General features: G+C 71.1%; 8 protein-coding genes and 1 pseudogene. 1 reads left to right on the plus strand and 8 read right to left on the minus strand.

The genetic code is table 11. The annotated features are described in order from the left end of the window. Positions 1 to 296 precede the first annotated feature (296 nt). Positions 297 to 2,060 carry an oxalyl-CoA decarboxylase gene (gene oxc, locus MKK68_RS13770; protein WP_244030744.1) on the minus strand — a complete coding sequence of 588 codons (1,764 nt, stop codon included), beginning with the start codon at positions 2,058 to 2,060 and terminating at the stop codon, positions 297 to 299. Positions 2,061 to 2,198: 138 nt separating this feature from the next. Beyond that, positions 2,199 to 3,485, minus strand: coding sequence for an oxalate/formate MFS antiporter (gene oxlT / locus MKK68_RS13775; protein WP_147726225.1), 1,287 nt, complete (start codon positions 3,483 to 3,485; stop codon positions 2,199 to 2,201). A 390-nt stretch (positions 3,486 to 3,875) separates the two neighbouring features. Between oxlT and MKK68_RS13780 the strand changes: the two genes are divergently transcribed. Then, a complete protein-coding gene (locus tag MKK68_RS13780) occupies positions 3,876 to 4,979 on the plus strand; it encodes an OpgC family protein (RefSeq protein WP_243937115.1) in 1,104 nt (367 codons plus the stop codon). Here the strand turns inward: MKK68_RS13780 and MKK68_RS13785 are convergent. The 6 genes and pseudogenes from MKK68_RS13785 to MKK68_RS13810 form a co-directional block, all read right to left on the minus strand. Next, entirely contained in the window at positions 4,963 to 7,386 is a 2,424-nt protein-coding gene (locus MKK68_RS13785; RefSeq protein ID WP_244030748.1) for an MASE4 domain-containing protein, read from the minus strand. The two genes, MKK68_RS13780 and MKK68_RS13785, sit on opposite strands and share 17 nt — an antisense overlap. Before the next feature lie 126 nt (positions 7,387 to 7,512). Next, positions 7,513 to 10,431: a bifunctional [glutamine synthetase] adenylyltransferase/[glutamine synthetase]-adenylyl-L-tyrosine phosphorylase gene (locus MKK68_RS13790; RefSeq protein ID WP_244030750.1), complete on the minus strand. Its 2,919-nt coding sequence runs from the start codon at positions 10,429 to 10,431 to the stop codon at positions 7,513 to 7,515. Between the two features lie 147 nt (positions 10,432 to 10,578). After that, positions 10,579 to 10,869: a hypothetical protein gene (locus MKK68_RS13795; RefSeq protein WP_147726733.1), complete on the minus strand. Its 291-nt coding sequence runs from the start codon at positions 10,867 to 10,869 to the stop codon at positions 10,579 to 10,581. 345 nt (positions 10,870 to 11,214) lie between these two features. Beyond that, entirely contained in the window at positions 11,215 to 11,409 is a 195-nt protein-coding gene (locus MKK68_RS13800) for a hypothetical protein (protein ID WP_147726735.1), read from the minus strand. Positions 11,410 to 11,569: 160 nt separating this feature from the next. Continuing rightward, positions 11,570 to 11,773 carry a hypothetical protein gene (locus tag MKK68_RS13805; protein ID WP_147726737.1) on the minus strand — a complete coding sequence of 68 codons (204 nt, stop codon included), beginning with the start codon at positions 11,771 to 11,773 and terminating at the stop codon, positions 11,570 to 11,572. 235 nt (positions 11,774 to 12,008) lie between these two features. After that, positions 12,009 to 12,375, minus strand: a pseudogene (locus MKK68_RS13810) (hypothetical protein). Between the last annotated feature and the right edge of the window lie 80 nt (positions 12,376 to 12,455).

A 12,455-nucleotide genomic window follows, 5' to 3' on the forward strand; every position in this document is an offset into this window, starting at 1 on the left:
GGGAAAAAGCGACCATGCGAGGCGTCGCGCGGCGCGGGTGGATGCCAGGGGGTACCTGCAGGCTCCCGTCCCGCTCCGCAAACCGCCCAACCGCGGGCCGCCCCGGCGCCAGCGGCGGCGGCGTCGGCGGCCGGGGCGCCAGGCCGCCCCGGCCGATGAGGCGAGGGTGGAGCATCGTGCTCTCGCCGACGCACCCGTGGATCGAAGCCGAGCCCGTCATTCCGGGGCTGCGAAGCCGAGCCCGGAATGACGGGCTCGGCGTCGATCGACGGGTTACGAGCCCCGATCTGTTCGCCTCACTTCCGCTTCACGGTGCTCTGCGGGTTGAGGCTGCCGATGTTGCCGCTCTCCGTGCCGGCGGCGGGGTCGATGACCGCGTTGATCAGGGTCGGCCGCCCCGAATCCATCGCCGTGTTGACCGCCTCGCGCAGCGCGTCCGGCGTCGTGACGTGGACCCCGACGCCGCCGAAGGCCTCCATCATCTTGTCGTAGCGCGCGTCCTTCACGAACACGGTCGGCGCCACGTCGGCGGCGCCCGAGGGGTTCACGTCGGTGCCGCGGTAGATGCCGTTGTTGTTGAACACCACGATGCAGACCGGCAGCTCGTACCGGCAGATCGTCTCGACCTCCATGCCCGAGAAGCCGAAGGCCGAGTCGCCCTCGACCGCGAGCACCGGCTTGCCGGTCTCGACGGCCGCCGCCACGGCGAAGCCCATGCCGATGCCCATGATGCCCCAGGTGCCGACGTCGAGGCGCTTGCGCGGCTGGTACATGTCGATGACGCCGCGGGCGAGGTCGAGGGTGTTGGCGCCCTCGTTGACGAGGATCGCGTCCGGCCGCTCCCTGATGATGGTGCGCAGCACGCCGAGCGCGCCGTGGAAGTCCATCGGCGTGGAGTTCTTCAGGAGGCGCTGGCCCATCTTGGCGATGTTGGCGTCCTTCTTCGCCTTGATCGTGTCGGTCCAGGCGGCGGGCGGCGCCGGCCAGCCGCCCTTCATCCCGTCGAGCAGCGCCGCGACGCAGGAGCCGATGTCGCCGACCACCGGCGCCACGATCTCGACGTTCGAGTCCATCTCGCGCGGCTCGATGTCGATCTGGATGAACTTCTTCGAGCCCGGCGCGCCCCAGGTCTTGCCCTTGCCGTGCGAGAGCAGCCAGTTCAGGCGGGCGCCGATCAGGAGCACCACGTCGGCCTCCTTCAGCACCGTCGAGCGCGCCGCGCCGGCCGACTGGGGATGGGTGTCGGGCAGGAGGCCCTTGGCCATGCTCATCGGCACGTAGGGAATGCCGCTGCTCTCGACGAGCTCGCGGATCGCCGCGTCGGCCTGCGCGTAGGCGGCGCCCTTGCCCAGAATGATCAGGGGGCGCTCGGCGCCTTTCAGCACCGCGAGCGCGCGCGCGATCGCCTCCGGCGCCGGGATCTGGGCGGGAGCCGGGTCGATCACCTGCACCAGTGACTTCACGCCGGCTTCCGCGTCCATCACCTGCGCGAACAGCTTGGCCGGCAGGTCGAGGTAGACGCCGCCGGGCCTGCCCGAGCAGGCGGCGCGGATCGCGCGCGCGACGCCGATGCCGATGTCGGCGGCGTGCAGCACGCGGAAGGCGGCCTTGCACAGGGGCTTGGCGATGGCGAGCTGGTCCATCTCCTCGTAGTCGCCCTGCTGCAGGTCGACGATCTCGCGCTCGGAGGAGCCCGAGATCAGGATCATCGGGAAGCAATTTGTGGTGGCGTTGGAGAGCGCCGTCAGGCCGTTGAGGAAGCCCGGCGCCGAGACCGTGAGGCAGATGCCCGGCTTCTTCGTCAGGAAGCCGGCGATCGCGGCCGCGTTGCCGGCATGCTGCTCGTGCCGGAACGAGATCACCCGGATGCCCTCGGCCTGGGCGAGGCGCCCGAGATCGGTGATCGGGATGCCGGGCACCCCGTAGATCGTGGTGATGCCGTTGAGCTTGAGCGCGTCGATGACGAGGTGGAAGCCGTCGGTCAGCGCCGGCTGCGTGTCGGCCTCGGCCATGTTGACGTCGGCGGTGTGCATATCGATGACTTGGGCGCGTGCGGACATCTCGGCCTCCCGAATGGATGAATGTTGGGCCGCTCCGGGGCCTCGGCCCCGGATGGCTGGTCGCAGGATCCGCGCCGCGCGCGGGTCGATCGAGCGATCGTCGAAGGAGGCGGGCCCTGAAGCGACGGACCCGCCGCCTCAGGCGATCCGGACGGGCTCGGCCTTCGGCACCGGCAGCGTGGCGTCGAGGGCGAGGTAGCGGCTCCGCATCGGCTTCAGGACGAAGATCGCCAGCGCCGCCGCGGCGAGGTTGAGGGCGACGATCATGCCGAACACCGCATACCAGCCGTACGCCGCGGCGATCAGGCTGCCGAACGGCACCAGGAACGAGGCGGTGCCCTTCGCGGTGTAGAGCAGCCCGGCATTGCTGGTGGCGAACTTCGAGCCGAACGTGTCGCCGCAGGTGGCGGGGAACAGCGAGTAAATCTCGCCGAACACGCCGAAGTAGAGGGCGGTCGCCAGCACGAACACCGCCGGGGTGGTGCCGTAGCTCAGAAGCAGCAGCACCGCGACCGCGGCGGTCGAGAAGGCGATGAACATCGTGTTCTCGCGCCCGATCTGGTCGGAGACCCAGCCGAAGAACGGCCGGCCGAACCCGTCGAAGATCCGGTCGAGCGAGATCGCCAGGGTGAGCGTCGCCATGGTCAGGCCGAGCATGCTCACCGGCACGTCGGCGACGTGGAAGTCGTGGGCGATTGGGGCGATCTGCGCCGCCGCCATCAGGCCGCCGGCCGCGACCATCACGAACATCGCGTACATCACCCAGAACACCGGGGTGCGCACGGTCTCGCTCGGGGTGCGGTCGACCTGGCTCTGCGGCAGGTTGTGGCGCCGGCGCTGGATCGGCCCGGCATGCCTCGGCTTGCGCAGGAAGATCGAGAGGAACACCACCACCGCGCCCTGGATCAGGCCGAAGGTGAGGAACGCGCTCTGGTAGCCGCTCGAGGCGATCATCTTCGCGATCGGCACGACGGTGATCGCGGCGCCCGCGCCGAACCCGGCGGCGGTGGCGCCGGCGGCCAAGCCCCGGCGATCCGGGAACCACTTCAGCGCGTTGCCGACGCAGGTGCCGTAGACCGACCCGGCGCCGATGCCCCCGACCACCGCGCCGAGATACAGCACCGGCAGCGATCCCGCGTAGGCGTTGATCACCCAGGCCAGGGCGATCATCACGCCGCCGAAGGCGACGACGACCTTGGGGCCGTAATTGTCGACGAACCAGGCCTCGACCGGCACGAGCCAGGTCTCGGTGGCGACGAAGACGGTGAAGGCGAGCTGGATCGAGGCCCTTCCCCAATGGTGGTCCGCGTCGATCGGGTCGACGAACAGCGTCCAGCCGTATTGAAGGTTGGCGATCATCGCCATGCAGAGCACGCCGAAGGCGAGCTGCCACCATTTCGCCGCAGGGGCGTCCTGACGTTCCATCCCGGTCTCCTCCGCCTGCGACTCTCTGTTCGCGTGTCTGCATCATGCATCGATTCAGCAGGTATGCAATATACCAGACCTGAAGAGGCCTGCGAAACGTATTATCCTGCCGCTTTCTGTCATTCGGCCCCGACGCCGCTCCGCGCAAGGCGGTTGAAATGCCGGGCGCGATTGCGCCTTGGCGATGTAGGGGCCGTACACGGTCGGCTCACGCGAAGACCGCTTTGCGGCCGTCTCCCGCGGACGCTCCGGCCGGCCGTCGTTCGATCGTGATCGGATCGCGCCTGCGCCGCCGCGATGCGCGCTGGCTCGACCGGCCCGCCGCGTGCGAGAGCATGCGGCGACGCCTTCCGAGATGCCGATGCCCTGCGCCCTCCTCCGACTGCCCGCGTGACCGATCCCGCACCTGCGTCGCGTAAGCGCGACCCGCGCGTCGACGTCCTGCGCGGCCTCGCCCTGCTGATCATCTTCATCGACCACATCCCGAACAACGCGCCGGCGCTGATCACGCCGCACAATCTCGGCTTCTCGGATGCCGCGGAGCTGTTCGTTCTGTTTGCGGGCTACTCGGCGACGGTGGCCTATGGCGGCCTGTTCCGGCGGGCGGGCGTGCCGGAGACCCTGAAGCGGATCGCGATGCGGTGCCTGCGCATCTACGTGTTCCAGGCCGGCCTGCTGCTCGCCACCCTGCTGATCGTGCGCGCCTGGATGGACGCGACCGGCCTCGTCCCGCGCTTCGGGGTCGCGCCGCTGCTGCAGATGGGGTTGTGGTCCGGCCTGTGGCGCGGGCTCCTGCTCAACGCCCTGCCGAACTACCTCGACATCCTGCCGCTCTACATCGTGCTGCTGGCGGCGTTTCCGCTCTACTATGCCGGCATCCGCCGCAGCGTCTGGGCGGTGCTGAGCCTGTCGGGCCTGGTCTGGGTGCTGGCCAACCTCGACCCGGCCCTCAACCTGCCGAACGCGGCGGCCGACGACGGCTGGTACTTCAACCCGTTCGCCTGGCAGTTCCTGTTCGCGATCGGGATGGCGCTCGCCGTGATGGTCGCGGCCGGCGACGGACTGCTGCCGCGCCGCGCCTGGCTCACGGCGGCGTGCTGGGCCTATCTCGCCGTCTCGCTGTTCCAGGCCGTCCCCTGGGACGTCTTCGGCCTGCCCGATATGAGGCCGTTCGAAATGGCGGTGCCGGACAAGGCCCGGGTCTCGCCGCTGCGGCTCCTGCACATCCTCGCGCTGATCTACCTCCTGTTCGGCTCTCCCGTGCTCCACCGCCTCGCGACGAGCCCGCGCCTGCGGCCGCTCGAATGGTGCGGGCGCCATTCGCTCGAAGTGTTCGCGCTGGGCTGCCTCGCGGCGCTGATCGGGCGGATCAGCTACCGCACCTTCGGGCCGAGCTGGCCGCTGCAGGTGGGCGTCAACCTCGGCGGCCTCGCGGCGATGATCGCGCTGGCGTGGTTCCTCGACCGCCGGGCGCGCCTCAGCGCCGCCCCATGACCACCCGCAGCTTGTCGGCCAGATCCTCGCGGCCGTAGGGCTTGTTGAGCAGGGGCAGGTCGGCCGGCAGGCCGTCCTCGCCGAACGCGGACGCCGTGTAGCCGGAGGCGAGCAACACGCGCAGGTCCGGCCGGAGGCGACGCGCTGCGACGGAGAGCTGTACCCCGTTCATGCCGCCCGGCATCACCACGTCGGAGAACAGGATGTCGACCCGCTCCGGCCCCTGCAGGCGGGCGAGCGCTTCGGCGGCACGGGTCGCGGTCAGGGTGCGGTAGCCGAGCTCGCTCAGGCTCTCGACCGCCATGTCGAGCACCGCCGGCTCGTCCTCGACCACGAGAATCACCTCGCCGTCGGTCGCTCGGCGCAGCGGCATCGGGCCCTCGGGACGGGCCGATGCGGGCTGCTCCTTCGAATGCGGCAGGTAGATCGACACGGTCGTGCCCGTGCCGACCTCGCTTTGCAGCACGACCTGCCCGCCGCCCTGGCGCGCGAACCCGTAGACCTGGCTCAGCCCGAGGCCGGTGCCCTTGCCGACTTCCTTCGTGGTGAAGAACGGCTCGAAGGCGCGCGAAGCGGTGCCGGCCTCCATGCCCAGGCCGGTGTCGCTGACCGCGACGTGGACGTAGTGCCCGGGCGCGAGTTCCGGCGGCGCGGCACCCGGTTCGCCCGTCACGGTCAGGTTATCGGTCCGGATCAGAAGGCGGCCGCCGGACGGCATCGCATCGCGGGCGTTGACCGCGAGGTTGAGGATCGCGCTCTCGAACTGACCGGGGTCAAGCCGCACCGGATCGAGCGCGGGGTCGAGGTCGAATTCGACGGCGATGGTCTCGCCGACGGCGCGCTGCAGCAGGGTGTGGAAATCCTTCAGCAGACGGTTCGGGTTCACCATCTCGGGCCGCAGCACCTGCCGGCGCGAGAAGGACAGCAGCTTCTCGGTCACCTCGGCACCGCGCCGCGCCGCGGTCATCGCCGAGCCGGCGAGGCGCTCCACCCGCTGCGCGTCGCCCGGGCGCCGGACGATCATGTCGAGGTTGCCGATGACGATGGTCAGCAGGTTGTTGAAGTCGTGCGCGATGCCGCCGGTGAGCTGGCCGATCGCCTCCATCTTCTGAGCCTGATACAGGCGTTCGTCCGCGTCCTGGCGGGCGGTGACGTCGACGACGATTCCGGCGAGGCCGGTCGCCCGGCCGGCCTCGTCCCGCGCCGCCCGGCCCTTGAGCTCGATCCAGCGCGTCGCGCCGTCGCCGGCGCGCAGGATGCGGCATTGCAGGTCGAGCGATCCGGTGGCGGCGACGGCGGCGAAGGCCGCCTCCGCGACGTCGCGATCCTCGCGGACGACGTGGGCGAGGGTCGTCGCGACGTCCCAGCGCGGCTGCAGGGCGTCGTATCCGAAGATCGCATCATGGCGCAGGCTCCGGCGGGAGGCGCCGGCGGCGAGGTCGAACTCCCAGTCGCCCATGTCGGCGGCGTCCAGCGCGATGGCGAGGTGGTCGCGTGCGCCCTGGAGGTCGGCGCGCTGGCGCTCGCGCGCCTCGGCGATGCGCTCGGCATGGCCGTAGAGCAGATCGACCTTGCGCAGGTAGGCACACAGGACGACGACGCCCGATATCAGCGCCTCGATCCGCCCGGCGAACCAACCGACGGTGCCGCGCGCCGCGCCCGTCTGCGTCACGAGGTTGTCGAGGAGCAGCAGGAACAGCGAGACCGCGAGCCAGAGCTGGAGCAGGCTGCGCAGGCGCGTCGTCCAGCAGAGGATCGCCAGCGAGGCCAGGGTGAGCGCGACGACCGCCGGCCCGATGCCGGAGGTGGTCAGCGCCCAGTAGTCGTCGCCGACGACCGTCGTCGGCAGCCGATCGACATGAGCGACCACGAGGTAGCTCAGGCCGGCTACCGCCGCCGCGACGCCGATCGCCGTGGCGATCCCGGCACGCGCGGATCGGTCGGGTGCGATCAGCCTCGTACGGCCGTCGCCCTCCATGATCGCGTAGGGGAGCGCGAACAGCGGCGGCCCGAGATGCCACAGGGTCCAGAGCCACGTCGTCGTCGCCGGGCTCGAGCCGAGGATGCGGTCGGCACCGAACACGTTCGGAAAGCTGAGAAGCTGCACCGCGACGATCAGCGTCACGTAGAGGCTGCCTGCCGAGAGCACCAGCAGCGGCACCGAGCGGGTGCGGCCGTACTGCGCGAAGAACAGCACGGTGGTCACCGCGTAGACGACGACGAGCGCGGACTGATAGCTCGCCACGAAGCCCGGCATCGGGGCCATCGGGCGGCCTGCGACCGGGAGCAGCGCGAAGGACAGCGCGGTGAAGGCCGCGCAGGCGAGGCCGGCGAACCGGCGCTGCCCCGCCCCGGGTGCCGCTGTGGCGAGGGTCCTCAGGTCGGTGGGGCGCGGTGCGTCGTTCACGATGGTCTCCGACCGCGCGACACCAGTGGTGATGCCGAGTGGTCAAGGTTGTGGCAGATTTCCACAACCTACGATACCCGCCTTGAAGCTCGGCAAAGTCGTTCGGCGTCGAACGATGCGGCGACGTCAGTGCTTCGGACGTCGAAGAGCGAGGAGGATCTTTCGCGTCGCGCGCCGCTCGGCCTGAATCTGCGCGACCAGGGTCTCGGCACTTGGGACGCCCATCGCCGTGGCCATGCGGGCCAGCGCGCCGCGCGACGGCGCCGACCCGTCCGCGCCGACCAGCCGCTGCCAATGATGCACCGTGTCGAACAGCCGATAGGCGTCGGCGAGCCGGGTTGCGGTGTCGATGGGCAGGATCCCGCGCGCGCCGGCCCGCTCCAGCACCGCGTCGGCGGTGGCGCCGACCAGATCGGGATCGGCCTGCGCGTGGCCGAGCACGAGGGCCTGGGCCAGGAATTCGAGATCGAGCAGGGCGCCCGGCGCCAGCTTCAGGTCGAACGGCCCGCGATGGCCCTTCTCGCGGGCGACCAGCCCGCGCATGTCGCGCACCGCCGCGCACACCGCGGTCGCGTCGCGCGACCGCGCCACGGTCTCGCGGATGCGCGCCGCGATCTCGCCGCCGAGGCCGGCATCGCCCGCGATCACGCGTGCCCGGGTCAGCACCATGTGCTCCCAGATCTCGGCTTCGTCCTGGTGATAGGCGACGAAGCCCCGCACCTGCACCGCGGTCGGGCTGTGCTCGCCGCCCGGCCGCAGGCGCAGGTCGACGGCATAGAGGCCGCCGCGCCGGGTCTGGACGGTCAGCGCCGCGTAGAGCCGCTGGGCGAGGCGGTTGTAGGCCACCACCGCGTCGATCGCCTTCGGGCCCGTGGTGGTGCGGTCCTCGGGGTCGAAATCGTAGACGACGATGAGGTCAAGGTCGGATTCCGCCGTGAGCTGGCGCGAGCCGAGGCGGCCGACCGCGAGGATCGCGCAGCGCCCCTGCGGCACCGTACCGTATTCCGCCGCGAACCCGCGCTCGACCGCCGCGAGGCTGGCGGCGACCGCGGCTTCGGCGATCCCGGAATAGGCCTCGCCGGCCTGGGCCGCCGACAGGATGCCCGAGAGCAGCCGCGCTCCGGTGACGAAGCGCAGCTGCCGGGCCGCGTCGCGGCTGCGGTCAAGGAAGGTCTCGTGGTCCCCCGGGCTGCCGACCAGCGCCCGGTACTGCGCGGCGATCGCCCCCGCATCGGTGGTCGGCAGGACGAAGTCTGGATCGAGCACCGCGTCGAGCACGTGCGGGCCGCTCCCGACGGTCGCCGCGAGGCGCGGCGCGGTGCCGAGGATGTCGGCGAACAGCAGGCGCAGGCGTTCGTGCGCGAGCAGGATCGTCAGCAGCTCGGCCGCGTCCGGCATCCGGCCGAAGGCGTGGTCGAGGGTGTTCAGCGCCGCGTCCGGCTCCGCCGTGCCGCCGAGCGCCTGGAGCAGGCTCGGCAGCAGCTCGGTCAGGACGGCGCGCGCGCGCGCGGTACGCACCGCAGGGCGCCGGCCGAAATGCCAGCCACGCACGGTCTCGATCGTGCGCGCCGGCTCGGCGAAGCCGAGCGCCGAAAGCGTGGCCAGCGTCGCGGGATCGTCCTCGCTGCCGCTGAAGACGAGGTCGCCGACCTCGGCCGAGAGGCTCGGCGCGGTCTCGAACAGCAGCACGTAATGGGCCTGGACGCGGCCGGCATGGTGCAGGAGCGCCGCCTCGAACGCCGCGCGCGTGGCGAAGCCGCAGAAGCGTGCGAAGGCGGTGAGATCGTCCGGCTCGAGCGGCAGGCGCTGCGTCTGCTCGTCGCGACGCATCTGCAGGCGATGCTCGATCGTGCGCAGGAACGCGTAGGCCGCGCGCAATTCGTCCCGCGCGGCCCCGGTGATCCAGCCGGCGTCGGTGAGGCGGCCCAGCATCGGCACCGTCCGGCTGCCGCGCAGTTCCGGGCGCCGCCCGCCGAAGACCAGCTGCTGCGTCTGGACGAAGAACTCGATCTCGCGAATGCCGCCGCGGCCGAGCTTGATGTCGTGGCCGCCGACGGCGAGGGCCTCGTGCCCGCGCACCACGTGGATCTGGCGCTTCATCGCGTGGATGTCGGCGATGGCGGCGAAGTCGAAGTATTTGCGCCAGATGAACGGCCTCAGCTCGGCCAGGAAGCGCGCGCCGGCCTCGCGATCGCCGGCGATCGGCCGAGCCTTGATGAAGGCGGCCCGTTCCCAGTTCTGGCCGAGCGACTGATAGTAGTCGAAGGCGAAATCGGTGGAAAGCGCCACCGCGGTCGAGCCGGGATCGGGCCGCAGCCGGTAATCGACCCGGTGGACGTAGCCCTCGGCGGTGCGCTCCTCCAACAGCTTGGCGATGCCCTGCGCGACCTTGGCGAAGAAGGGCTTCGCCTCGACGCCGTCGGCGAGCGGCGCGCGGGCGGCGTCGAAGAACACGATCAGGTCGATGTCGCTGGAATAGTTGAGTTCGCCCCCGCCGAGCTTGCCGAGGCCGAGGACGACGAGCCCCGAACCGGCCTGCGGGTCGCCCGGGTCGAGCGGATGCAGCTTCCCCGCCCCGGCCGCCTGGAGCAGGAGCGCGTCGGCCGCGGCGCCGACGGACGCGTCGGCGAAGTCCGACAGGGCCTTCGTCACCGTCGGGAGGTCCCAGAGCCCGCCGAGATCGGCCAGCGCGACGAGCAGCGCATGCTCCGCCCGGTTCCACCGGAGCGCTCGCCCGATCGCGACGAGGTCCGGCTTCGTGCCGCCCGCGCGCCCGGCGGCGCGCTGGCGCGCCGTGATCGCCGCGTCGGACGCTTCCGGGGCCTTCTCGACCAGGGCGGCGAAGCGCTCCGGCGCCTGTGCGATCAGCCGCCACAGGAACGGGGAATGGTCGGCGATCCCGAGGAGCAGCGCCCGCAGGGGCGGCGTGAGGAACCCCGCCGGGAATGCGGCTTCGACGTCGCCGAGCCGGGCGGCGGCGGTGTCCGGATCGTGGAGCGCCGGGGCCGCCCCGAGGCGGTCGCGCAACGGGCCGAGGGCTGGCATGGGGTTCGACCCGTCCGTGGCCGGGATGGGGGAGGTTGCCGGTGCGGTCCTCCCATCGGGCGACACGCTACCCGATCGCCGCGCCTTTGGGGATGCGGATGCCGCGTCTCGGCGCACCGGCAACGGCGGCTTTCCCGGGCCGACGCCCTAATCCATCAGCGCGAGGGTGCGCAGCACCGCCATGCCGACGAGCTCGGCATCGATCTCGCCGGCCTCCGTCCGGGGCAGGACCGCGACGGCCTCGACGATGTTTCCCGAAAGCGGCCCGACCACGACCTTGAGCACGGCGCCGGCCGGCGCGTCGGGATCCTCGACCAGGGCGACGACGTGGCCGGCGGCCTCGCCGTAGACCCGAAGCGGCTGATAGGCCGCCTCGTCGGACTCCGCGTCGACGGGATGCGGCTGGCGGCCGAAGGTGGGACGAATCACGTTGCTCATGCGTCGAGTCCCTCGCACGCAGTGGGGCTGGGCATCCGCTCCGTCGGACCGAGGTTCGGGTCGCAGCTTCGGCCGGACGAGGATAACGCCGTCCGCCGGATCGCGCATCAGCGTGCTTGCCAGGACGTGTCGTCCCCGGTCGACGCGACGGCCCGGACAGAAAAAAGGCCGCCCCCAAAGGAGCGGCCCGAAGTCTAGGGAGGAAACGCCCAAGATGGGCAGCAGGACCGCGACGCCATCGCTATCCCGCAACGCACCAATAGTGCGTTGCGGCGCACCATGCAAGCGTCGGACGTTCCGTACCGATGACGGACCGCAGCGTTCCCCCCGCTTCGGAACGCGGCGTCAGGAACCGCCCTGTCGATCGTCGTCGAGCTGCCGCATCAATTCGGCCAGGCGTGGATCGAGCGCTTCGTCGATCACCGGCTCGTAGAGCGCCTGGAGATGGCGCCCGAGGCGCTGGCGCGTCAGCGCGTCGAGGGTCGGCGGCGCGTCCGGCTTGGCGACGATGGTCTGGGCTTGGCGGTTCGTTTCGAGCATGAGCCTTACATTGGCGCCGGGGCGGACATGGCAACCGTCCTGCGGTCGAACCCTGTCGTCCGGCCCGGGGATGCGGCGACGACGACGCCCGGAAAGCGGAACGGCGCGGACCCTGGGGGGCCGCGCCGTTCCTGTCTCGCAAATCGAAGGGTCGCGGGCCTTAGCGGTCGCCGACGCCCGACAGCAGCTTCTCGATCTGGCCGAGGCCGCTCTCGCGGGCCTTCGCCTCGCTCGGCAGGCTCCGGTCGGAGCGCTGGGTCAGCTTGCCATTCTTGCGGATGGCCCACTGATACGAGCCGCCGTCGGCCTTCGGGGGAATGATCTCCAGGGAGTACGGATGGATGTTCGTTGATGTATCGCTCATGCGCCGATTATGCCACGGACAGGGAGCCAGACCAAGTCCGGTCTAAAACATCGGCTCGAGATGCCGCATCGGGCGATCCGCCGCGCGACGTGTCCGCCGCGCCGATGCCGCCGGCGGGCATCGGCGCGGGACGCCCGCGGGGAGCGCGAGACGTCTGCGACCACGCTCGCGAGAGCGGCCTTCAACGCCGTGGCCCGAGCCGAAGCCGGGCCTGACCGGTCGTCATCGGTGCGGCCTACTGCGCCTTCTCGTGCTCGCCGAGGCCGACGGCCCTGTAATCGTAGGTCGGGTAGAACTCGGTCCGGTAGGCGCCCCAGGCGGTATCCTCCAGCACGCGGTTGATCTCGCGGATCCGATTCGCCGGCAGGCGCAGGACGATGACCTGGCCGATGCCCATCACGACGTTCCACGACACCACCTCGATGCCGGGCGGCGGGAAGGCCTTGTAGAACCCCTGCCGGGTGAGCTGCGCGTTCAGCTCGGCGAGCGGACGCGACTGGTCGTGCTTCAGGAATGACCGTGAGCAGGATCGCGTTGTCGGGCGTCGCCGCCGCGGAGCCGGACGGGGGCGCCGCGACGGTCTGAGCCTGGGCGCGGGGCATGCCCGCGACCGGGAGGACGATCATCGCCAGGGCCGCGAGCGATTGGATCGCAAAGGGTGGGCGTCGCATCGCATCGTCCT

This window comes from Methylobacterium sp. E-016 (assembly GCF_022829745.1).
Classification (GTDB): Bacteria; Pseudomonadota; Alphaproteobacteria; order Rhizobiales; family Beijerinckiaceae; genus Methylobacterium.

What these genes read in the sequence shown, in the direction of transcription:
- oxc (WP_244030744.1), bottom strand. Translation starts at nt 2,060, where the DNA reads ATGTCCGCACGCGCCCAAGTCATCGATATGCACACCGCCGACGTCAAC.
- oxlT (WP_147726225.1), bottom strand. Translation starts at nt 3,485, where the DNA reads ATGGAACGTCAGGACGCCCCTGCGGCGAAATGGTGGCAGCTCGCCTTC.
- MKK68_RS13790 (WP_244030750.1), bottom strand. Translation starts at nt 10,431, where the DNA reads ATGCCAGCCCTCGGCCCGTTGCGCGACCGCCTCGGGGCGGCCCCGGCG.
- MKK68_RS13795 (WP_147726733.1), bottom strand. Translation starts at nt 10,869, where the DNA reads ATGAGCAACGTGATTCGTCCCACCTTCGGCCGCCAGCCGCATCCCGTC.
- MKK68_RS13800 (WP_147726735.1), bottom strand. Translation starts at nt 11,409, where the DNA reads ATGCTCGAAACGAACCGCCAAGCCCAGACCATCGTCGCCAAGCCGGAC.
- MKK68_RS13805 (WP_147726737.1), bottom strand. Translation starts at nt 11,773, where the DNA reads ATGAGCGATACATCAACGAACATCCATCCGTACTCCCTGGAGATCATT.